Annotated in this window: 21 protein-coding genes; 19 read left to right on the top strand and 2 right to left on the bottom strand. The window is 65.1% G+C overall.

The genetic code is table 11. The features are described 5' to 3' along the window. The first annotated feature begins 53 nt into the window (after positions 1-53). The 6 genes from C9E81_RS06825 to C9E81_RS06800 all read left to right on the top strand — a co-directional run bounded on the left by C9E81_RS06825 (position 54) and on the right by C9E81_RS06800 (position 6,802). Positions 54-311 (top strand): DUF4212 domain-containing protein, encoded by a 258-nt coding sequence (locus C9E81_RS06825; RefSeq protein ID WP_122111546.1) that lies wholly within the window; start codon positions 54-56, stop codon positions 309-311. 3 nt (positions 312-314) lie between these two features. After that, positions 315-2,045, top strand: a complete 1,731-nt coding sequence (locus tag C9E81_RS06820; RefSeq protein ID WP_122111545.1) for a sodium:solute symporter family protein — start codon at positions 315-317, stop codon at positions 2,043-2,045. Positions 2,046-2,161: 116 nt separating this feature from the next. Continuing rightward, the gene (locus C9E81_RS06815; RefSeq protein ID WP_122111544.1) at positions 2,162-3,970 is read left to right on the top strand and encodes a DUF294 nucleotidyltransferase-like domain-containing protein; all 1,809 of its coding nucleotides are present in this window, start codon (positions 2,162-2,164) and stop codon (positions 3,968-3,970) included. Then, the gene (locus C9E81_RS06810) at positions 3,967-4,467 is read left to right on the top strand and encodes a hypothetical protein (RefSeq protein WP_122111543.1); all 501 of its coding nucleotides are present in this window, start codon (positions 3,967-3,969) and stop codon (positions 4,465-4,467) included. Before C9E81_RS06815 ends, C9E81_RS06810 begins: the two co-directional genes overlap by 4 nt. Beyond that, positions 4,467-4,835, top strand: a complete 369-nt coding sequence (locus C9E81_RS06805) for a response regulator transcription factor (protein WP_122111542.1) — start codon at positions 4,467-4,469, stop codon at positions 4,833-4,835. The genes C9E81_RS06810 and C9E81_RS06805 overlap by 1 nt, the downstream gene beginning before the upstream one ends. Then, a complete protein-coding gene (locus C9E81_RS06800; RefSeq protein ID WP_122111541.1) occupies positions 4,832-6,802 on the top strand; it encodes a 3'-5' exonuclease in 1,971 nt (656 codons plus the stop codon). Before C9E81_RS06805 ends, C9E81_RS06800 begins: the two co-directional genes overlap by 4 nt. Here C9E81_RS06800 and C9E81_RS06795 read toward each other — a convergent pair. Beyond that, positions 6,748-7,221 (bottom strand): hypothetical protein, encoded by a 474-nt coding sequence (locus C9E81_RS06795; RefSeq protein WP_243698537.1) that lies wholly within the window; start codon positions 7,219-7,221, stop codon positions 6,748-6,750. The genes C9E81_RS06800 and C9E81_RS06795 overlap by 55 nt on opposite strands. A gap of 279 nt (positions 7,222-7,500) precedes the next feature. Between C9E81_RS06795 and C9E81_RS06790 the strand changes: the two genes are divergently transcribed. Both C9E81_RS06790 and C9E81_RS06785 read left to right on the top strand, forming a co-directional pair. Continuing rightward, complete coding sequence (locus tag C9E81_RS06790; RefSeq protein ID WP_122111540.1) at positions 7,501-8,451, top strand: tagatose kinase; 951 nt, start codon at positions 7,501-7,503, stop codon at positions 8,449-8,451. Beyond that, a complete protein-coding gene (locus C9E81_RS06785; protein ID WP_122111539.1) occupies positions 8,448-9,746 on the top strand; it encodes a D-tagatose-bisphosphate aldolase, class II, non-catalytic subunit in 1,299 nt (432 codons plus the stop codon). Before C9E81_RS06790 ends, C9E81_RS06785 begins: the two co-directional genes overlap by 4 nt. A 137-nt stretch (positions 9,747-9,883) precedes the next feature. On the opposite strand, the gene C9E81_RS06780 is transcribed toward C9E81_RS06785, so the two are convergent. Next, entirely contained in the window at positions 9,884-11,398 is a 1,515-nt protein-coding gene (locus C9E81_RS06780; RefSeq protein ID WP_122111839.1) for a YifB family Mg chelatase-like AAA ATPase, read from the bottom strand. Positions 11,399-11,521: 123 nt separating this feature from the next. On the opposite strand from C9E81_RS06780, the gene coaBC reads away from it, so the two are divergent. The 11 genes from coaBC (at position 11,522) to C9E81_RS06725 (ending at position 22,315) form a co-directional block, all read left to right on the top strand. Further along, a complete protein-coding gene (gene coaBC / locus C9E81_RS06775) occupies positions 11,522-12,748 on the top strand; it encodes a bifunctional phosphopantothenoylcysteine decarboxylase/phosphopantothenate--cysteine ligase CoaBC (protein WP_122111538.1) in 1,227 nt (408 codons plus the stop codon). Beyond that, the gene (locus C9E81_RS06770) at positions 12,748-13,791 is read left to right on the top strand and encodes a cysteine desulfurase family protein (protein ID WP_122111537.1); all 1,044 of its coding nucleotides are present in this window, start codon (positions 12,748-12,750) and stop codon (positions 13,789-13,791) included. The genes coaBC and C9E81_RS06770 overlap by 1 nt, the downstream gene beginning before the upstream one ends. Before the next feature lie 30 nt (positions 13,792-13,821). Continuing rightward, positions 13,822-15,342 (top strand): Fe-S cluster assembly protein SufB, encoded by a 1,521-nt coding sequence (gene sufB / locus C9E81_RS06765; RefSeq protein WP_122111536.1) that lies wholly within the window; start codon positions 13,822-13,824, stop codon positions 15,340-15,342. Next, the gene (locus tag C9E81_RS06760; protein ID WP_122111535.1) at positions 15,339-16,229 is read left to right on the top strand and encodes an FkbM family methyltransferase; all 891 of its coding nucleotides are present in this window, start codon (positions 15,339-15,341) and stop codon (positions 16,227-16,229) included. The genes sufB and C9E81_RS06760 overlap by 4 nt, the downstream gene beginning before the upstream one ends. A 50-nt stretch (positions 16,230-16,279) precedes the next feature. Further along, the gene (locus C9E81_RS06755; RefSeq protein WP_122111534.1) at positions 16,280-16,591 is read left to right on the top strand and encodes a heavy metal-binding domain-containing protein; all 312 of its coding nucleotides are present in this window, start codon (positions 16,280-16,282) and stop codon (positions 16,589-16,591) included. 8 nt (positions 16,592-16,599) lie between these two features. Continuing rightward, entirely contained in the window at positions 16,600-17,355 is a 756-nt protein-coding gene (gene sufC / locus C9E81_RS06750; protein ID WP_122111533.1) for a Fe-S cluster assembly ATPase SufC, read from the top strand. Then, positions 17,355-18,695, top strand: a complete 1,341-nt coding sequence (locus tag C9E81_RS06745; RefSeq protein WP_122111532.1) for a SufB/SufD family protein — start codon at positions 17,355-17,357, stop codon at positions 18,693-18,695. The genes sufC and C9E81_RS06745 overlap by 1 nt, the downstream gene beginning before the upstream one ends. Before the next feature lie 26 nt (positions 18,696-18,721). After that, the gene (locus C9E81_RS06740; RefSeq protein WP_122111531.1) at positions 18,722-19,195 is read left to right on the top strand and encodes a hypothetical protein; all 474 of its coding nucleotides are present in this window, start codon (positions 18,722-18,724) and stop codon (positions 19,193-19,195) included. After that, positions 19,192-19,791: a Yip1 family protein gene (locus C9E81_RS06735; RefSeq protein ID WP_122111530.1), complete on the top strand. Its 600-nt coding sequence runs from the start codon at positions 19,192-19,194 to the stop codon at positions 19,789-19,791. Before C9E81_RS06740 ends, C9E81_RS06735 begins: the two co-directional genes overlap by 4 nt. Continuing rightward, positions 19,788-20,999: a cysteine desulfurase gene (locus C9E81_RS06730; RefSeq protein ID WP_122111529.1), complete on the top strand. Its 1,212-nt coding sequence runs from the start codon at positions 19,788-19,790 to the stop codon at positions 20,997-20,999. Before C9E81_RS06735 ends, C9E81_RS06730 begins: the two co-directional genes overlap by 4 nt. 101 nt (positions 21,000-21,100) lie before the next feature. Continuing rightward, entirely contained in the window at positions 21,101-22,315 is a 1,215-nt protein-coding gene (locus C9E81_RS06725) for an NAD(P)/FAD-dependent oxidoreductase (RefSeq protein ID WP_122111528.1), read from the top strand. The last annotated feature ends 158 nt before the right edge of the window (positions 22,316-22,473 follow it).

Raw genomic sequence — 22,473 nt, 5'->3', positions numbered from 1 at the left:
TCACCAAAGGGCGGAAAAGAGGGACATGTCTGAACTGGGGAGGACCGAAGGACATGAGTGACAGACAATCATCAAACGCATACTGGCGTGCGAATATCCGCACGATCTGGATATGCATCGCCATATGGGCCTTTGTGTCCTATGGCTGCGCCATCCTGTTCCGCCCGTTGCTGTCCGGCATCAAGATCGGCGGAACCGATCTTGGCTTCTGGTTCGCGCAGCAGGGCTCGATCATCACCTTCGTGATCCTGATCTTTGCCTATGCCTGGCGGATGAACCGGCTGGACCGCGAGCATGGGGTGGAGGAGTAAATTATGGAACAGTTCACCCTCAACCTGATCGTCGTGGGGCTTACCTTCGCGCTCTATGTCGGTATCGCCATCTGGGCGCGTGCCGGTTCGACCAGCGAGTTCTATGCTGCGGGTCGTGGCGTCCATCCGGTTCTGAACGGCATGGCGACCGGGGCCGACTGGATGTCGGCGGCGTCCTTCATCTCGATGGCGGGGATCATCGCCTTTGGCGGCTATGACACCTCGGCCTATCTGATGGGCTGGACGGGCGGCTATGTGCTGCTGGCGATGCTGCTGGCGCCCTACCTGCGCAAATTCGGCAAATTCACCGTGCCGGAATTCATCGGCGACCGTTTTTACAGCCAGACTGCCCGCCTGATAGCGGTCATCTGCCTGATCATCGCCTCGGTCACCTATGTTATCGGGCAGATGAAGGGCGTCGGCGTGGCCTTCTCGGGCTTTCTGAACATGTCCTACGAAATGGGCCTGTGGACGGGCGCGCTGATCGTTGCGGTCTACGCGGTGCTGGGGGGAATGAAGGGCATCACCTATACGCAGGTCGCGCAATATGTGGTGCTGATCATCGCCTATACCATTCCGGCGATCTTCATCTCGCTGACCATCACCGGGAATCCCATCCCGGCGCTTGGCCTGTTCAGCAATACCGCCGCCGAGGGTGTGCCGCTGCTGGAGAAGCTGGACACTGTGATCCAGGATCTCGGCTTTGCCAGCTATACGGCGCAGACCGATACGACGCTGAACATCTTTCTGTTCACCCTGTCGCTGATGATCGGCACGGCCGGTCTGCCGCATGTGATCGTGCGCTTCTTCACCGTGCCGCGCGTGGCCGATGCACGGACCTCGGCGGGCTGGGCGCTGGTGTTCATCGCGCTGCTGTACCTGACCGCTCCGGCGGTGGGCGCCATGGCGCGGCTGAATTTCGTCGATACCATGTGGCCCAATGGTCCGCAGCAGGACGCGATCGCCATCGAGGAGATGCCGAACTGGGTCCAGAACTGGGAACGCACCGGGCTGCTGGCCTTCGAGGACAAGAACGGCGACGGCCGGATCGAATACTGGGCCGATGAGGAAAAGAACGAGGCGGTCAAGGTCGATCAGGACATCATGGTTCTGGCCAATCCCGAGATCGCGGGGCTGCCGAGCTGGGTGATCGCGCTTGTGGTCGCCGGCGGTCTTGCGGCGGCGCTGTCGACTGCGGCAGGGTTGCTGATGGCGATTTCCTCGGCCGTGTCGCATGACCTGATCAAATCGATGATCAATCCCGATATCAGCGAGAAAGGCGAGTTGATGGCGGCACGGATCTCGATGCTGGTGGCCATTCTGGCGGCGACATGGCTGGGGCTGAACCCGCCGGGCTTTGCCGCGCAGACCGTGGCACTGGCCTTCGGGATCGCGGCGGCCTCGCTGTTCCCGGCGATCCTGATGGGGATCTTCTCCAAGCGGATGAACTCCCAGGGTGCCATCGCGGGGATGCTGGCGGGTCTGCTGGTCACGGTGATCTATATCTTCCTGCACAAGGGGTGGTTCTTCATCCCCGGCACGAACAGCTTCACCGATGATGATCCCCTGCTGTTGTCGATCAAGTCGACCAGTTTCGGAGCTGTCGGCGCGATGATCAACTTCGTCGTCGCCTATGTCGTGTCGAACGCGACGCAGGAGCCGCCGGAAGAGGTGCAGGATCTGGTCGAGTCGATCCGGGTGCCGAAAGGCGCCGGTGCGGCGCAGGCACACTGACGTGAAACCGATGCGGGGGGCTGCCTGCCCCCCGCACCCCCCCGGGGATATTTGCATGAAGAAGAAGGAACAGGCTTTTCCTACCTTTCCGGCGCATTTCAGCGGGGTCGTGAAGAATGTCCGGGATCTCTGATTTCATCTCCACCGTTCACCCCTATGACAGCCTGCCGCGGGACGAGTTGGCGCGGGTCGCCGCCTCCTTCAGCCGCAGGAGCTATCCGGCGGGTGCCGCGATCTATCGGCATGGCGAGCTGTTGCCCGGCCTGTTCCTGATCGAGAGCGGGACCGTCCATGTCGCCGACCGCAATGGCGAGTCGGTCTCAGAGCTTGGGCCGCGCAACTCGTTCGGCGAACGGGGGCTCTTGCGTGACGGCAGGGCGGTGACTTCGGCCCGGGCGGTCGGGGAGGCGGTGATTCTCATGCTGCCGCGGGACGAGCTGACACGCCTGATCGCCGTTTCGCGCCCGGTTGCGCGGTTCTTCGACCGGGGCGGCGGGGCGATGCTGCGCGCCGGGGACGTGGCATTGCTGAAGGTGGGCGAGTTGCTCAACCGCCGCCCGCAAAGCTGCTCTCCCGACACAACGGTCATCGAGGCGGCGCGGATGATGCGCGATGCGCAGATCAGCAGCCTCGGCATCACCGAAGGCGAACGGCTGATCGGGCTGGTGACGATCCGCGACATGTCGAACCGCGTGGTGGCCGAGGGCCGCGACATGCGCATGCCGGTGAGCGAGGTGATGACCGCCGATCCGGTCACGTTGCCGCCCACGGCGCTTGGCTACGATGTGCTGAACATCATGCTGGAGCGCCGGATCGGGCATCTGCCCATCGTCGAGGACGGGCGTTTCGTCGGCATGATCAGCCAGACCGACCTGACCCGGGTGCAGGCGATCTCGGCCAGCGGGCTGGTCCGCGACATCGCGCAGGCGGACAGCGTGGCCGATATGGCCGAGACGGCCGCCCGGATCCCCGACCTGCTGGTGCAGCTGGTCCGGGCGCGTCAGCGGCACGAGGTCATCACGCGGATGATCTCGGATATCGCCGATGCGGTGACCCGCCGCCTGCTCGAAATGGCCGAGGCGGAGCTTGGGCCGGCCCCCGCGCCGTATCTCTGGGCGGCTTGCGGCAGCCAGGGGCGGCAGGAACAGACCGGGGTGAGCGACCAGGACAATTGCCTGATCCTCGCCGAAGGGACCGATCCGGCGGAACCTTGGTTCGAGGCTCTGGCCCGATTCGTCAGCGACGGGCTGAACGAATGCGGTTACGTCTATTGCCCCGGCGACATGATGGCGACCAACCCGCGCTGGCGGCAGCCGCGCGATGTCTGGCGCCGATATTTCCGCGACTGGATCGCCACCCCCGACCCGGAGGCACAGATGCTGGCCTCGGTGATGTTCGATCTGCGCGGCATCGGCGGAGAGACCTCGCTGCTGGCGGGATTGCAGGTCGAGACGCTGGAGCAGGCCGAGAAGAACTCGATCTTCGTGGCGCATATGCTGTCCAATTCGCTCAAGCATCGTCCGCCCCTGGGGCTGATCGGCGGTTTCGCGACGATCCGGCATGGCGAGCACCGCGACCATATCGACATGAAGCATAACGGGGTCGTGCCGGTCATCGACCTGGCGCGGATCTATGCGTTGCAGGGGCGGCTGACGCCGGTGAATACGCGCGCGCGGCTGCAGGATGCCGAGGCCAAGGGCGTGATCTCGGGCAGCGGCGCACGCGACCTGATCGCGGCCTATGACCTGATCCAGACGATGCGGCTGGACAACCAGGCCGACCTGATCCGCGCGGGGCGTGCGCCTGACAATTACCTTTCGCCCGCCGATCTGCCGGATTTCGAGCGCAGCCATCTGCGTGATGCTTTCGTCGTCGTGCGCGGCATGCAATCGGCCGCGGGCCATGGGAAAGGATTGCTGGGATGACCGGTATGGGTTTCGAGCTTGTCGCCGCGATCACGGTGGGGATAGGGGTGGCCGCGCTGCTCTTTGCGGCGATGCATGCGGCCCGCAAGGCCGGGTTCTCGCCCCCGCGATGGATCCTGCCCGCCGGGGTGGGGCTGTCGATGATCGGTTACTCGGTGTGGAACGATTACACATGGTTCGATCGCGCCAGGCAGCAACTGCCCGAAGGGGCGGAATTGCTGGCGATCGGGCATGACAGTCAGCCATGGGCGCCGTGGACCTATCTTGCGCCGGTGGTGGTTCGCTTTGCCACGTTGGATCCGGGGCAGATCAGCGAGACCGGGGAAGGCGTGAAGCGGGCCAGGATCATGTTGATCGAGCGGCGCGGTCCCACCCGGATCGTGCCACAGGATTTCGATTGCGCGAAGGGCATGTTCTCGGTTGCGGGCGGGGAATGGCGGAAGGCCGAGACCACGGATCCGGCCTTTGGCGTCGTATGCGAGGGGGAGGGCGGGTGATGGCCGAGATCCTGGTGGTCGAGGACGAGGACAATATCGCCATCGCGCTTGATTTCCTGCTGTCGCGGGACGGGCACAGCCATTCCCGGTTGGCGACGGGGGCCGGGGCGGTCGATCAGATCCGGGCGGAAAGGCCCGACCTGGTACTGCTGGACGTGATGCTGCCGGATGTCTCGGGCTACCAGATCGTGCAGGATCTGCGGGCCGATCCGGCGCTCAAGGACGTCCGGGTGCTGATGATGACCGCGCGGGGCTCGGTGGTCGAGCGCCGCAAGGGGCTGGCGCTTGGTGCCGACGGTTTCATCGCCAAGCCTTTCGAACTGTCCGAGCTCAGGGCCGAGATGGCAAGGCTGCTGGAGCGGGAATGACCCGGGGGATCGGCCTGCGGCTGCGCGTCCTGCTGATCTTTGCAGGGCTTGCGGTTGCTGCGCTGGTGGTGATCGGGCTGGCGCTGTGGGTGGGCGCGCGGCGGCTGCTTGGCAATGGGGTCGCGCCGCGCGAGGCGCTGGACCCGATGCTGCAGGCCGGGGTGATCGCGGGTTTTGGCATCCTGGCGCTGATTGCCGCGGTCTGGTTCCTGTTCGACCGCCATTTCGCCCGTCCCATCGACGGGCTGGCAGGGGCCTTGCGGACCGGGCGGATCCCCGATTCCGGACAGGCGCGTTACCTCGGCGATCTTGGCCCGGCGGCACATGACGCTGCCGAGGCTCGGGCGCATAATGCCGAGGCATTGTCCGAGGCGGTGGCCGAACATGCCGCCGACCTGATCCGCGAGAAGGCACGGCTGGAATCGATCCTGGCCGATTTCGGCGCGGCCGCGGTGATGACCGATTCCGGTGGGCGGGTTGTGTTCTACAATGCCTCGGCGGCACGCTTGTTGCCGGGGCTGGCGCTGGACCGGCCGATCCAGCGCCATATCGCCCCCGGCGCGATCGAGGCTGCGGATGCGCGCCTGGCCGCCGGAGCGGAGGCGACCGATCTTGTCTGCCTGACCCCGGAAGGCGTGCGGCTGTCGGGCCGCATGCGCCGGATCGAAGAGGATATCCTGCTGATCCTGCGCGATCAGGCCGCGAGCCGCCCGCCACCCCATGACGCGCTTGAGGCGCTCCGCCGCCATGCCGCGACGCTGGTTCCGATGCTGGACGCATTGGACGGGCCGATCCCGCCCGCACTGGCAAGGGCGATCCGGGACGAGGGGCAGGGGCTGGCCGCAGCGACAAGGCAGCTGTCCGAAGCGTTCACCGGCGAAGGACCTGCCGCGCGGGCGGGGCTGAACGAGTTGGTGGCGGGGCTGGCGGTCGATGGCGATCCGCCGCGGCTGTCGGTTCTGGCCGAGGCCGGCGCGATGAACGCATTGCTGCGCCGGCTGGACGCGAGGCTGCGCGATGGCGGCGCACGGCCGCATCTGCGCCTTCGCCGCGAGGACGGGGAATTGCACCTGCGCCTTGAATGGCAGGGGGAAGCCGTGCCGATGGCCCGTTTGGAGCGCTGGCTGGAGGAGGCCCCCGACCCCGGGCAACCCGGCCTGACCGGCGCCGATATCCTCGCGGCACATGGCACTGGCGTCTGGCCGGAAAACAGCCAGGACGGGCCGTGCCTTGTCCTGCCGCTGCAACTTGTGCCCGACCGGCTTGACGCGGCGGGGCTGACCTATGATTTCGCGCTGGCGGCCCGTGGGGCGGCATCGTCCCGGCTGGCCGATCTGACCTGCGTGGTGTTCGACACCGAGACGACCGGGCTGGAGGCTTCCGACCGGATCGTGCAGATTGCCGGACTCAGGATCGCCCGGGGGCGGCTGACGGGCGAGCGTTTCGAGACTCTGGTCAATCCGGGCCGTCCGATCCCGCCCGGCGCGGTCGCGATCCACGGCATCACCGATGCGATGGCCGCAGAGGCCCCGGATATGCGCGCTGCGCTGACCGCATTTCACCACTTTGCCGAGGACGCGGTGCTGGTCGCGCATAACGCCCCGTTCGACATGGGGATGCTTCGCGCTGCCGGGCCGGGAACGGGGGTGCATTTCGATAACAGGGTGCTGGATACGGTGCTGCTGTCCGCCATGGTCTGGGGCGGTGCGGTGCCGCATACGCTGGACGCGCTGGCCGAGCGCCTTGGCGTCGCCATTGCGCCCGGGCTGCGCCATACCGCGATGGGGGACGCCACCGCGACGGCAGAGATTTTCCTGCGGCTGATCCCGGCGCTGGAGGCGAAGGGGATTACCCGTTTCGAGGAAATCACCGCCGAGGCCCGGCGCCATCGCCGCCTGATCGCCGACGTCAATCAGAGGTCGATTTCAGGGGCGTCCGGATCGCGCGGCACCGATGGCGCGGGGTGATCCTCGGGGGCGGTGAAGTCGCGCAGGTTATCCCCGATCGGCGGCGGCGGTGGCGCATCCGCCCTGCGCCGGATGACGATATCGCCGTTCTCCAGCCGCTCCGGCGCCTCGTAATTGCGCAGGTCGTCGACCAGAACGCTGAGATCCTTCAGCACCGGCGCCATGTCGGACAGCGCGCCCGACATGTCCTGACCGAGCTGACCCAGTTCCGGGCCGACATCGCGCAAGAAGTTTTCCATCAGGATGCCCACGCCGCGCCCGATCAGGTCGGTCCCGTCCTCTTCCGGTGCGCTTTCCGCCGGAGGGCTGTCCTGCATGGGCGGCTGCCAAGGTTCGGAATCGTCTTGGGCAAACAGGACCGGCGCGGCGAACAGGGCCGGGGTCAGGAATGCGGCAAGGGTCAGGGCGCGTATCTGCATGAAAGGCAAGATGGGGCGTGAAGGGGCGTTGTGCAAGGGATTTGCGGCCCGTGTAGAGCCATGGTGCGGATTGCGGCGCAGCCGGGCGCGGGCCTGCGGCCCCTTGTTTCGCGCGGGATTTCGCGGCGGGTCGTGATGGCTGGGCTGAAATTGCCCGGCCGTGCCCGGATTCCATGCTCCCGGCACTTCGCCAAAATTGACGCGAGTAAAAAATCGGGCTAGTGATCCGGCAACCACCGCCGGGACGAATGCGGGGGCGGCAAGGCGGCGGGGTGATGAATGCGCAAGGTTCTGACGATCGGTGAAATTCTTGTCGAGATCGTGGCCACCACCAAGGGCGACGGCTTCCTGCAGGCGCAGCCCCTGGTTGGGCCGTTCCCCTCTGGCGCGCCGGCGATCTTCATCGACCAGCTGGGCAAGCTGGGCACGCCCTGCGCCATCGTCTCGCGCGTAGGCGGCGACGATTTCGGGCGGCTGAATATCGAGCGGCTGGCGGCCGACGGCGTGGATGTTTCCGGGATCGAGACGGCCCCGGGTGAAACCACGGGCAGCGCCTTCGTGCGTTACCGCGCCGATGGCAGCCGCGCCTTCGTCTATAATATCCGTCACAGCGCCTGCGGCAATCTGCTGCCCACCGCTGCCTCCGAGGCGCTGATCGAAAGCTGCGGTCACATGCATGTCATGGGAACCGCGCTTTCCGCGCCGGGGCTGGGCGGGATGGTCATGGATGCCGCCCGCCGGATCAAGGCGCGCGGCGGCACGATTTCCTTCGACCCCAATCTTCGCCCCGAGATCCTCGATGCGCCCGGCCTGCGCGAGGCGCTGGAGGAGGTGCTGGGCATGACGGATCTCTTCCTGCCCTCGGGAGAAGAACTGTTCCTGTTCGAGCGGACGGATGACGAGGACAGGGCGATCCGGGCATTGCTGGAACGCGGAATCCGCACCATCGTCGTGAAGCGCGGCGGGCAGGGCGCGAGCCTGTTCCAGGATGGTCTGCGAGAGGATGCGCACCCCATCGCCGTTGACGAGGTGGACCCGACAGGCGCGGGCGACTGTTTCGGCGGCGCTTTCCTGAGCTTCTGGCTGGCGGGGGCCGAGCCGGGGCAGGCCCTGCGATATGCCAATGCCGCCGGGGCGCGGGCCGTGACGCGGCTTGGACCGATGGAGGGCAGCTCGACGCGCGAGGAACTGGACGAATTGCTGGCGGAACGGGAAAGGACCGGGTCATGAGCGAAAATCCCTTGCATTCCATCGCGGATTGGCGCGACCGGCCCGGTCCCTCGGGTATTCCCTCGATCTGCACCGCGCATCCGCTGGTGATCGAGGCCGCAATGCGTTGCATCGCGCCGACGCCTTTGCCGCTGCTGATCGAGGCCACCTGCAACCAGGTGAACCAGGATGGCGGCTATACGGGCATGACTCCTGCGGATTTTCGCCGCTTCGTTGAAGATATCGCCGGGCGGATGGATTTTCCGCTGGAACGGTTGATCCTTGGCGGTGACCATCTAGGCCCGAACCCGTGGAAGCACCTGCCCGCCGAGGAGGCGATGGCAAAGGCCGAAACCATGATCCGCGCATATGCCGGTGCCGGGTTCAGCAAGCTGCACCTGGATTGCTCGATGGGCTGCGCGGGCGAGCCGGCCGCGCTGGACGATGCCGAAACGGCGGTGCGTGCCGCGCGTCTGGCGGCCGCGGCCGAGGCGGCGCGGCCTGCGGGCGGCGTGGCGCCGGTCTATATCATTGGCACCGAGGTCCCGATTCCGGGCGGCGCGATGGAAGAGATCGAAGCCCTTGAAGTGACCGGCCCGGATGCCGCACAGGCGACGTTTTCGGTGCATCGTGACGCCTTTCACGCGGCAGGGCTGGCCGGAGCCTTCGACCGCGTCGTCGGGCTGGTCGTTCAGCCGGGGGTGGAGTTCGGCAACCACAATGTCATCGATTACGACCCCGGTGCCGCGGCGGGGCTGAGCGCCACTTTGGGCGGCATGCCGGGGGTGGTTTTCGAGGCGCATTCGACGGATTACCAGACGCGCGACGCCCTCGCCTCGCTGGTGCGGGATGGATTCGCGATCCTCAAGGTCGGCCCCGGCCTGACCTTCGTGCTGCGCGAGGCGCTCTACGGTCTGGACGCGATCGCCGAAGAGCTGTTTCCGGGCCAGCGGCCGCAGACCCTGCGCGCGGTGATGGAGGCTGTGATGCTGGACGCACCGGGGAGCTGGGACCGCTATTATCATGGTGCAGATGCCGAGCGTGCGCTGCAGCGGCATTTTTCCTATAGCGACCGTATTCGCTATTACTGGCCGGATCCGAGGGCCGAAAGGGCGGTGAAGGAGCTTTTCGCGCTGCTGGGCGAGCGCGCGCTTCCCGAAACCCTGGTCGGGCAATATCTGGGGGCTTCCTATGCCGATGTCCGGGCCGGAAGGCTTGCCCCGCAGGCGCGCGAATTGGCGCTTGCGGCGGTGGAGCGGCTGATGCGGGATTATGTGTTCGCCTGCTGCCCTTACAGCATTCCGGCTTTTCGCTGAAACGCCGAAATGCTGCAATCTTTTGTTTATACGCATTTTCGGACGGAAAACCGGTATCCACTTTTCCTGAAAATGCTTTATGGGGCTGGCGGGACAGGGAGCCGCCCGCATGCTTGTCGCCTGTCTGAAAACGGATTTCAGCCTCCTGCGACGAAGGGCAGGCGATAGCTGATCGCTTCGGCCAGATGTGGCTTGCGGACGTTTTCAGAGCCATCGAGATCGGCGATGGTGCGGGCGGTTCGCAGGATACGGTGATAGCCCCGCGCCGTGAGGCCAAGACGTTCGGAGGCTTTCACGATGAGGTCGCGGCCTTCCCCGTCCGGGCCGGCGATTTCGTCGAGGATCGTGCCCGAGGCGTCGGCATTGACACGCAGGCGGGGATGATCGCGAAAGCGCCGGGCCTGGATGGCGCGGGCAGCCGCGATACGGGCGGCGATGATGGCCGAGCTTTCCCCGCTGCCGGGCAGTTCCAGTTCGTGGAAACCGACGGCGGGAAGGTCGAGGCGCAGGTCGAAGCGGTCCATCAGCGGCCCGGAGATCCTGCCCATATACTCGGCGCCGCAAACCGGCGCGCGCGAACAGGCCCGCCCCGCATCGACCATATGACCGCAGCGGCAGGGATTGGCAGCGGCGATCAGCAGGAAGCGGCAGGGATAGCGGATATGCGCATTGGCGCGGGCGATGGTGACCTCGCCCGTCTCGATGGGCTGGCGCAGGGTTTCCAGCACCTGGCGGGAAAACTCGGGGAATTCATCCATGAACAGCACGCCGTTATGGGCGAGGCTGATCTCTCCCGGTTTGGCGCCGCGTCCGCCGCCGACGATGGCCGGCATCGAGGCGGTGTGATGAGGCTCGCGGAACGGGGCGAGGCGCGAGATGCCGCCATCCTTCAGCATCCCCGCGAGAGAGTGGATCATCGAGGTCTCCAGCGCCTCGGCCGGGGTGAGGGGGGGCATCAGGCCGGGCAGGCGGGCCGCGAGCATGGATTTCCCCGCGCCGGGCGGACTGGCCATCAGCAGGTGATGGCGGCCCGCGGCGGCGATTTCGAGGGCACGCTTGGCGCGTTCCTGTCCCTTGACCTCGGACAGGCAGCCCGTGACCGGAGGATCGCCGGCCATGCCGGGGGTGGCGCGGGCCAGCGGGCGGCGGTCGGTCAGGTGATCGACCGCGTCGCGCAGCGTGGCCGGGGCGAGGACCGGCACCGCCTCGACCCATGCCGCCTCGGCGCCGCAGGGGCGGGGGCAGATCAGGGCGCGGTCGTCCTCGGCCGCGGTCACGGCGGCGGGAAGGGCGCCGGCGACCGGCACCAGCCGCCCGTCCAGCGCCAGCTCTCCAAGGCAGACGCAGCGGGCGAGTTCCTCGGCCGGGACGATTTCGATCGCGGCGAGGATCGCCAGAGCGATGGGCAGGTCGAAATGCGAACCCTCTTTCGGCATGTCGGCGGGGGACAGGTTCACCGTCAGCCGCTTGCTGGGCATGGCGATGGATAATGCGCCGAAGGCGGCCTTGACACGTTCGCGCGCCTCGCTCACGGCCTTGTCGGGCAGACCCACGACGGCAAAGCCCGGCAGCCCGGCGGTAACCGAGCATTGCACTTCGACCAGGCGCGCCTCGACCCCTTCGAAGGCGACCGAATAGGCGATTGCGACCATCATGCCCCCTGCTGCATTCCCCGGGGGAGCATGGAGGATGGCGGCTAAGAACTGGTTAATCGACGGCTTTTCTTGCGGCTTGCGGGCTGCATCGCTATCTGTCGAAAAGAACCTGGGGGCGACATGAACGGCAAGCGTATCCTTCTGATCATCGGCGGCGGTATCGCTGCCTACAAGCTGCCGCAGCTGATTCGGCTGATCCGGGCCGAGGGCATGGCGGTGACTCCCGTGCTGACGCGGGCGGGAGCCGAGTTCACCACGGCGATGACGCTTTCGGTGCTGGCCGGAGAGGCGGCGCATGAAGGGCTGTTCGAGATCTCGACCGAGGCCGAGATCGGGCATATCCAGCTTTCCCGCAATGCCGATCTGGTGGTGGTCGCGCCGGCGACGGCCGATCTGATGGCCAAGATGGCGCAGGGGCTGGCCGACGATCTTGCCTCGACCCTGCTGCTGGCCACCGACAAGCGGGTGCTGATCGCGCCCGCGATGAATGTGCGGATGTGGAACCACCCGGCCACGCAGCGCAACTTGGCCGTTTTGCGCGATGATGGTATCCTGACCGTCGGCCCGGACGAGGGCGACATGGCCTGCGGCGAGTTCGGACCGGGCCGGATGGCCGAGCCCGAGGCGATCATGGTGGCGATCCGCGAGGCGCTGGATGCTCCCCTCAAGCCGATGCCGGAAGCGCGGGTGATGCCGGGTCCGCTGTTGGGGCGGCATGTGGTGGTGACCTCGGGGCCGACGCATGAGCCCATCGACCCGGTGCGTTATATCGCCAACCGCTCTTCGGGTGCGCAGGGGGCGGCAATCGCGGGGGCGCTGCGCGATCTGGGCGCAAAGGTCAGCTTCGTCACCGGCCCGGCGAGTGTGCCGCCGCCCGATGGCGTCGATGTCATCCGGGTCGAGACGGCCCGGCAGATGCGCGACGCCGTTGAGGCCGCGCTGCCCGCCGATGCCGCCGTCATGGCGGCGGCGGTGGCCGATTGGCGTGTCACCAACGCGGTGGAAAGGAAGATCAAGAAGGACGGTTCGGGCAATCCTCCGGCGCTGGAGATGGCCGAGAACCCCGATATCCTGGCCTGGATAAGCGGACTGGAGCGGGGCAGGCCCGCGCTGGTCGTGGGATTCGCGGCGGAAACCCATGACGTGGTCGAAAACGCCGCCGCCAAGCGCAAGCGCAAGGGCTGCGACTGGATCGTCGCCAATGATGTCAGCCCCGCGACCGGGATCATGGGCGGGCAGGAGAACGCGGTCACGCTGATCCGTCCGGACGGTGTCGAGGCATGGCCGCGCATGGGCAAGGACGAGGTGGCCCGGCGGCTGGCCGAAGCCATCGCGGATGCGCTTTGATGAGCCGGGTCTATCTTGACTGGAACGCCACCACGCCGCTGCGCCCCGAAGCGCGGGCGGCGATGGTCGAGGCGATGGATGTCGCGGGAAATCCCTCCTCGGTCCATGCCGAGGGGCGTGCGGCCAAGATGGCGATGGAGCGGGCCCGCGAACGTATTGCCGCCGCCCTTGGGGCCGAAGGGGCGGATATCGTGTTCACCTCTGGCGCGACCGAGGCGGCGGCGATGGTGCTGGCCGAATACGGCATGGCCTGCGCTCCGGTCGAGCATGACGCGGTCAAGGCATGGTGCGAGACCTCCCTGCCGGTCGATCGCGACGGTGCCGTGATGGTTGCCGATCCGGGCCGTTCCGCCCTGCAGCTTGCCAATAGCGAAACCGGCGTGATCCAGGATCTGCCCGAGGGGCTGGCGGTCAGCGACCTGACCCAGGGTTTCGGAAAGATTCCCTTCGCCTTTAACTGGCTGGGCGTGACGGCGGGTTTCGTCAGTGCGCATAAGCTGGGTGGCCCGAAGGGTATCGGGGCGCTGGTCCTGAGGAAGGGCACCGATATCCTCGCAAGGATTCGCGGCGGCGGACAGGAACAGGGCCGCCGTGCGGGAACCGAGAACCTGATCGGCATCGCGGGTTTCGCCGCCGCCGCCGAGGCCGCGCAGAGCGATCTGGAAGCCGGGCTGTGGGAAGAGGTTGCCGCCCGCCGCGATGCGCTGGAGGCGCGGCTGGCCGCTGTGGCCCCGGAAACCATTATTGTCGGAAAAGCCGGTAAACGCTTGCCGAACACCACTTGCCTTCTTACATCGGGGTGGAAGGGTGAAACGCAGGTCATGCAGATGGATCTTGCGGGTTTTGCCGTGTCGGCGGGCTCGGCCTGCTCATCGGGCAAAATCCGGGCCAGCGGGACGCTTCAGGCGATGGGTTTTGACGACGCGCAGGCGCAGTCCGCGATCCGGATCTCGATAAGTCCGGCTTTGGACGGGGATCAGATGAACCGATTTGCGGATGCGTGGGAAACCGCGTATTCACGCTGGCGCGATAGGAATGGGTAAGCTGCCGCTTGCTCCGAGGAAGGACAAGAGATGACCGAGACCACCGATCTTGACGTTCGCGAAGGTGTGGACCGCGAAACGGTCGAGACTGTCCAGAACATGGGCAGTTACAAATATGGCTGGGATACCGAGATCGAGATGGACTATGCCCCCAAGGGGCTGAACGAGGATATCGTCCGCCTGATCTCGGAAAAGAACGAGGAACCGGAATGGATGACCGAGTGGCGGCTGGAAGCCTATCGCCGCTGGCTGACCATGAAGGAGCCGGGATGGGCGATGCTGCACTATCCCAAGATCGACTACCAGGACCAGTATTACTATGCCCGCCCGAAAAGCATGGAGCAAAAGCCAAAATCGCTGGACGAGGTCGATCCCAAGCTGCTGGCCACCTATGAAAAGCTGGGCATCCCGCTGAAGGAACAGATGATCCTGGCCGGTGTCGAGGGTGCGGGCGATGCGCCCGCCGAAGGCCGCAAGGTCGCCGTCGACGCGGTTTTCGATTCGGTCAGCGTGGGCACCACCTTCAAGGACGAGTTGGCGAAGGCCGGTGTGATCTTCTGCTCGATCTCCGAGGCGATTCGCGAGCATCCCGAGCTGGTGAAGAAATATCTCGGCTCGGTCGTGCCGCAATCGGACAATTACTTCGCCACGCTGAACAGCGCGGTCTTTTCCGACGGTTCTTTCGTCTATGTGCCCCCCGGCGTGCGCTGCCCGATGGAGCTGAGCACCTATTTCCGCATCAATGCAGAGAATACCGGCCAGTTCGAGCGGACGCTGATCATCGCCGACAAGGGCTCTTATGTCAGCTACCTGGAAGGCTGCACCGCGCCCAAGCGCGACACCCACCAATTGCATGCCGCCGTGGTCGAGATCGTCGTGCTGGAAGACGCCGAGGTGAAATATTCCACCGTCCAGAATTGGTTCCCCGGCGACGAGGAGGGCAAGGGCGGCGTCTACAATTTCGTCACCAAGCGCGCCGATTGCCGCGAGGCGCGGGCCAAGGTGATGTGGACGCAGGTCGAGACCGGCTCCGCGATCACCTGGAAATATCCGTCCTGCATTCTGCGCGGCGACGAGAGCCAGGGCGAGTTCTATTCCATCGCCATCGCCAACAACTACCAGCAGGCCGATACCGGCACCAAGATGGTGCATCTGGGCAAGAATACCCGCTCGCGGATCGTCTCCAAGGGGATCTCGGCGGGGCAGGCGCAAAACACCTATCGCGGGCTGGTCAGCATGCATCCGCGCGCCACGAACAGCCGCAACTATACGCAATGCGACAGCCTGCTGATCGGCGACAAATGCGGCGCGCATACGGTGCCCTATATCGAGGTCAGGAACACCTCCAGCCGCGTCGAGCACGAGGCGACGACCAGCAAGGTCGATGACGACCAGCTGTTCTATTGCCGCTCTCGCGGGATGGACGAGGAAGAGGCTGTGGCACTGGTCGTCAACGGTTTCTGCCGCGAGGTCCTGCAGGCGCTTCCGATGGAGTTCGCCATGGAGGCGCAGTCGCTGGTGGCCATTTCGCTGGAAGGCAGCGTTGGATGATGGATATTGGGCGCGAGGACAGGTCCGAAATACGGATCAAGCACCTTCTGGCCATGCTGGCTCCGGAGCGAAAGACACGTATCGTCGATATTGGCGCCAACCCTGTTAACCAACCTCCATATGGTGCGCTGCGAGCAGTGGGAGGCTGCGAAATATGGGGGTTTGAACCCCAAAAAGCTGCGTTCGACAAGCTTGTAGCGGATTGCGGAGAGGATGAGCATTATTTTTGTGAGGCTGTCGGCAGCGGTGGACAAAAACAACTGAATGTTTGCCAGAGTAGGGGCTTTACGTCACTGCTCGAACCGAACCCGGCGGCCTTCAAATATCTTGGTCGCTGGCATCAGGCAACGAAGGTTGTCGAAACGGTGAGGCTGAATACAAGCAGACTCGATGATATCGAGGGATTGCCGGATTTCGATCTATTGAAAATTGATGTGCAGGGCGGAGAACAGGCGGTTTTCGCCGGGGGAACAGACAAGCTGAAAAATGCGGTCGCAGTTGTGACCGAGATTGCGGCAATACCAATATACAAGAATCAGCCACTACTGGATGAGCAGATGGCGATGCTGAGAGGCTTGGGTTACTTTCTGCATACCTTCCTTCACTTTACTGCTGTTCCGGTAAATTCATCTAGTGGCAGAGGTAGGCCTATACCGAAGCAGAAAAGACAACTGGTTGATGGAGATGCCGTATTCATACGGGATCTTCTGGCACTCGAAGAGATGGAAAGCGAAAGGCTGAAACATTTGGCAATCCTTGCCGATACGACGTTCTCCAGCTTCAGTCTTACGCTTCGTTGCCTCGATATACTGCTGGCGCGCAAAGAAGTTACGGATGACGCGGTTACCGAGTATGTCGAGTTTTTGCCGGTTAAGGCGGCTGGATAGCGGGCAGTGTCCTCGGTGGGTTACATATATCGCAAAAGTAGAGGATCAGCATGATCGTCACCACTACACAGAATATCGAAGGCCACAAGATCACCGCCTATCATGGCGTGGTAACCGGCGAGACGATCATCGGGGCCAATGTCTTCCGTGATGTCTTTGCCGGTATCCGCGATATCGTGGGTGGCCGTTCGGGCGCCTACGAGACCGCGCTGGCCGAGGCGCGCCTGACGGCGCTTGCCGAGATGCAGGAATACGCGGTGACGTTGGGCGCCAATGCCGTGGTCGGGGTCGATCTCGACTACGAGGTTATCAACAATATGCTGATGGTGTCGGCCTCCGGCACCGCCGTCACCATCGATTGAGGTATAAAATGCTTAAGATCAATAATTTGCATGTGAAACTGGAAGAAGAGGACAAGCAGATCCTCAAGGGCCTCTCGCTGGAGGTCCCGGCCGGCCAGGTCCATGCGATCATGGGGCCGAACGGTTCGGGCAAATCGACGCTCTCCTATGTGCTTTCGGGCCGCGACGGCTACGAGGTGACCGAGGGCGAGGCGACCATGGATGGCGAGGACCTGCTGGAAATGGAGCCCGAGGAACGGGCTGCCGCCGGCCTGTTTCTTGCCTTCCAATACCCGGTCGAAATCCCCGGCGTCGGCAACATGACCTTCCTGCGCACCGCCGTGAACGCGCAGCGCAAGGCGCGCGGGCAGGAGGAAATCTCCTCGGGCGAGTTTCTCAAGGCGATCCGGGCGAAGGCGGCGGAACTGCAGATCGATGCGGAGATGCTCAAGCGCCCGGTCAATGTGGGCTTCTCGGGCGGCGAAAAGAAGCGCAACGAGATCCTGCAGATGGCCATGCTGGAGCCGCGCATGTGCATCATGGACGAGACCGACTCGGGGCTTGACGTGGACGCGATGCGGCTGGTGGCCGATGGGGTGAATGCGCTGCGTTCGCCCGACCGCAGCTTTCTGGTCATCACCCACTACCAGCGCCTGCTGAACCATATTCAACCCGATGTGGTGCATATCATGTCGAATGGCAGAATCGTGAAGACCGGTGGTCCGGACCTGGCCCTGCAGGTCGAGGATGAGGGCTATGGCGACCTGCTGGCGGAGGCCGGCTGATGTCCGAGGCCGCAGTTCAGACCAAAGACGTGACGCCGCAGGTCAGCGGTGCGCCCAAACCGGTCGATGCGCTTCAGGCGCGGCTGGATGCGCTGTCACTGCCCAAGGGTGGATTTACGGCGGGCGCCCGGGCCGATGCGCTCGCGCGTCTGCGCGAGATGGGGCTGCCCGGCCCGCGCGACGAGTATTGGCGTTATACCGATCCTCGGCCCTTCAACGCGCCCGTTCCGCAGCCCATCCCGATCGAGGCCCGGGAACCGGATTCGCCGCTGTTTCTGGATCTGCCGCGCCTGACGCTGGTTTTCGTGGATGGTGCCTTCGATGCGGCGGAGTCGGATGACCTGTCGCTGGAAGGGATCGAGATCGACACGCTGGCGCAGGCCGATACCGGTGCAGATCACTGGGCCAAGGGGCTTTACGGCGTGCTTGAAGCTTCCGGGCAGAATCCGGTCAAGCGTCCTTTCGCCGCATTGAACACCGCGGCGGCGCAGGATGGTGTCCTGATCCGCGTGACCGCAAAGCCGTCGCGCCCGGTCCATATCATCCACCGCCGCGCGCGCGAGGATGCCGATGCGACCTGGCATCACGTCATCCGCGTCGAGGAGGGTGCGGAACTGACCCTGCTGGAAACCGGCATGGCCGGGGCGCGCTCGAATGGCGTGATCGAGGCTGATCTGGCCAAGGGTGCCAGGCTGCACTACATCGCTGCAAAGCGCGCGGGCCATCAAAAGCTGGGCAACGCGCATCTGTTTGCGCGGGTCGCGGCAGAGGCGCAGCTGAAAAGCTTTGCGCTGTCGGTCAACGGCACGCTGATGCGCCACGAGGCTTTTATCGATATTACCGGCGACGATGCCGTGGCCCATATCGCGGCGGCGGTGCTGGGCGATGGCAATGTCGGCGCGTTCCACCATGACGACACGGTTTTCGTGACCCACGGGGCGGAGCGCTGCGAAAGCCGGCAGGTCTTCAAGAAGGTGCTGAAGAACGGCGCCGAGGGCGTGTTCCAAGGCAAGATCCTTGTCAAGCCCGGCGCGCAGAAGACCGATGGATACCAGATCAGCCAGGCATTGCTTCTGGACGAGCGCAGCCAGTTCCTGGCCAAGCCGGAACTGGAGATCTATGCCGACGACGTGCAATGCTCGCATGGTTCGACCACCGGCGCCCTTGACGAGACCGCGCTGTTCTATCTGCGTTCGCGTGGGGTGCCGAGGGATCGCGCCATCGTTTTCCTGGTGCTGTCCTTCCTTGCCGACGCGCTGGAGGAGATCGAGGACGAGGTGCTGCGGGGGCAAATCAACGATCGGCTGGAAGCGTGGCTGACCCGGCACGGCAATCAGTGACGCACCGTTCCGGTGCCGGGGGCGGCATGCTGCCGCGCATCCTGCAAAGCTGGTGGGCCCCGCGCCGGGTGGTGCGCGGGCTGGCCGCGATGCCCGAGCGGGTCAAGCTGGTGGTGCTGATGGCGGCGATGCTGATCTTTCTGATCGCGCAGACCCCGATGCATGCGCGGGCCGCGGCGCTGGATCCGTCGGTGCCCTTCGAGGCGCGGATGGGCGGCTCGCTTCTGGCGGTCATGTTCCTGATGCCGCTGATCGCCTATGCTGTCGCCGGTCTGCTGTCGCTGCTTTCGCGGCTGACGCCATGGCGGCTGACGCAGGAGGATTCGCGGCTGGCATTGTTCTGGGCGCTTCTGGCGGCTGCGCCTGCGGTGCTGCTGGCGGGGCTGGTCGCCGGACTGGTGGGGCCGGGCGCGGCCCTGACCCTGACGCGGGCGCTGTCGGGGGTCGGCTTTCTGATGATATGGGGTGCCGGGATCGCGGCGCTGGCGAGGCGAGCATGAGTTTCGATGATTTCAAGGCGCTGATCGGCCTGACCTTCCGCAACCCCGAAGCCGCGGCAACGGCGCTGATCGGGACGGGCTTGCCGGTCTCGGCCCGCTGGATGGCGCTGCTTCTGGCGGTGTCGGTTTCGGCGCTGCTTGCATGGCTGTCCTCGCAACTGTTCCCCTTGCCGCAGGGTGAGGCCGGGAATGTCCCGGTGCTGGCGGTGACCTCGCAGCCCATGGTGCTGGCCGGGATGCAATTGGTGGCGGTGCTGCTGGCCGCCGGGCTGATGGCCGGGGTCGGGCGGATGTTCGGCGGCCATGGCAGGTTCGAGGACGCGCTGCTGCTGACCGTCTGGATCGAGGTCGTGCTGCTGCTGGTGCAGGCGGTGCAGATCGCCGCCACCTTGATCCTGCCGGGAGTGGCGGGCATTCTGGGTGTCCTCGCCATCGCCCTGTTCTTCTGGCTGACCGTGCAGTTCACCAAGGCGCTTCACGGCTTTACCAGCGGAATCAAGGTTTTCCTCGGCCTGGTCGGCACCGCTTTCGCCGTGGGCTTCGTCCTTTCCCTGCTGGCCGCCAGCTTTGGTCTTTTCCCCGAGGTGCCGCAATGAGTTTCGATCTTGTGAAAATCCGCGCCGATTTCCCGATCCTGTCGCGGCAGGTGAATGGCAAGCCGCTGGTCTATCTGGATAATGGCGCCAGCGCCCAGAAGCCCCGGCAGGTGATCGAGGCGATCACCCGCGCCTACGAGGACGAATATGCCAATGTCCATCGCGGGCTGCATTTCCTGTCCAACCTCGCCACCGAGAATTACGAGCGCGTGCGCGCCATCATCGCCCGCTTCCTGAACGCCCCGCGCGAGGACGAGGTGATCTTCACCTCGGGCGGGACCGAGGGGATCAACCTGGTCAGCTATGGCTGGGCGGCGCCGCGCCTGCAGCCGGGCGACGAGATCGTGCTGTCGGTGCTGGAGCATCACGCCAATATCGTGCCCTGGCATTTCCTGCGCGAGCGTCAGGGCGTGGTGCTGAAATGGGTCGAGCCCGAACCCGATGGCAGCCTGCCGCCCGCCAAGGTGCTGGAGGCCGTGGGCCCAAGGACCAGGCTGATCGCCGTCACCCATATGTCGAACGTGACCGGCACCATCGTGGATGTCGGAGCGATCGCACGCGGGACCGATGTGCCGGTGCTGGTCGATGGGTCGCAGGCGGCAGTGCATATGCCGGTCGATCTGTCGGCGCTTGGCGTCGATTTCTACTGCATCACCGGGCACAAGCTTTATGGCCCTTCGGGATCGGGCGCGATCTGGATCCGGGCGGAGCGGCAGGCCGAGATGCGCCCCTTCATGGGCGGCGGCGACATGATCCGCACCGTTGCCCGGGACGAGGTGACCTATGCCGATCCGCCCCTGCGCTTCGAGGCGGGCACCCCCGGCATCGTCAACCAGATCGGGCTGGGCGCGGCGCTGGAATACATGATGGATATCGGCATGGAGAATATCGCCGCGCATGAGCGCGTGCTGCGCGACCATGCCCGCGCCCGGCTGCGCGAATTGAACTGGCTGAGCGTGCAGGGCGATGCGCCGGACAAGGGGGCGATCTTCTCCATGACCATGGAGGGGGCGCATGCGCATGACCTCTCGACCATTCTCGACAAGCGCGGTATCGCGGTGCGCGCGGGCACCCACTGCGCCATGCCGCTGATGGAGCATTATGGAATCACCGCCAGCGCCCGCGCCTCCTTCGGGATGTATAATTCCGTCGAGGAAGTGGATGCTCTTGTCGAAGCTTTGAGCTTTTGCCGCGAGCTTTTCGCCTGAATCTTGCAAATTTTTGGGCAGATGCCGAAGATTGCCCGATATTTCTTGCCGCAGGCGATGGGAATCTGCATCCGTGATACGAGCTTATCAAGGAGGCAGGCATGGCCGAGATTCTGGTTCTGGGTGCGGGCATGGTCGGCGTCAGCTCGGCGCTGGCGTTGCAGGCCCGCGGGCATGACGTCACCATTGTCGACCGCAACGCCCCGGGGCGCGAGACCAGCTATGGCAATGCCGGGCTGATCCAGACCGAGGCGGTCGAACCCTATGCCATGCCGCTGGCCCCCGGTGCGCTTTTGCAGATCGCGTTGGGGCGCGGCTATGACGTGAAATGGAACATTCCCGGCCTGCTGGATCAGGCATGGGCGGTTCTGGCCTATGCGCGGAATTCCCTGCCTGCCGCGCATAAGCGGGCCTCGAAGGTCTGGGGCAGACTGATCCGGCAATCGACCGAGCGGCATGGCCCGCTGATCGAGGCGGCGGGGGCCGACAATATCATCCGCCGCAATGGTTATATCGAACTGCACCGGACCCCGGCGCAGATGGACAAGGCGCGGGCTTCGGCCGCACGCTTCCTGACCGAGTTCGGGGTCGAGGCGACACTTCTTGACGGCAAGGAATTGCGCGCACTCGAACCTTCGATCAAGATCGAGATTGCCGGTGCAACACATTGGTCTGACAGTTGGAACTGCTCTGATCCCGGTGGGCTCGTGGCGGCTTACGCGGCGCTGTTCCAAAAGCGCGGCGGGCGGATCATCAATGGCGATGCCGGCGATCTGCACCGCAAGGGCGCGGCATGGATCGCCGATGAGGCCGAGGCGGAGCATGCCGTGATCGCCCTTGGGCCGTGGTCTCCGATGATGCTGGCGCGTTACGGGCTGAAGGTGCCGATGGTCTACAAGCGCGGCTATCACCGGCATTTCCACATGGAGACGCCGCCGCATCATCCGATCGCGGATTTCGCCAATTCGATGGTGACTTCGCCCATGCGCCGCGGCCTGCGGATCGCCACCGCCGCCGAACTGACCCGCCATCCGCGCCTCGCGCCGCCGCAACTGAAACATGCCGAGCAAGGGGCGCGGGAATTGTTCGACATCGGCGACCCGGTCGAGGCCGAGCCCTGGACCGGGCGGCGGCCCTGCATGCCCGACATGCTGCCGGTCGTGGGCCGGGTGCCGGAGCAGCCGAATCTCTGGGCGCATTTCGGGCACGGCCATCAGGGCTTTACCCTTGGCCCGGTGACGGCGGAGATACTGGCCGATGAACTGGATGGCGGGGAAGGCTGGGCAGAGTTGCAGCCGGACAGACTGAAGCGCTGACCGGGGCTTTGCCTGTCGCCGGCAGGTCTCTTGAACCAATGGCGCGATCCGCCTGGCGGCCCCGGGACATTTGCTGAAGAAGAAAGGGCCGCGCCTTTCCTGTTGACCTGTTTTGTCAGCAGGGGCGGTTGACTTTCGATGCGGAGGGCTCACCTTGT

The organism is Paracoccus alkanivorans, from assembly GCF_003697785.1.
GTDB classification, from domain to species: Bacteria; Pseudomonadota; Alphaproteobacteria; order Rhodobacterales; family Rhodobacteraceae; genus Paracoccus; species Paracoccus alkanivorans.
This window is presented reverse-complemented; position numbering and strand designations above follow the sequence as displayed.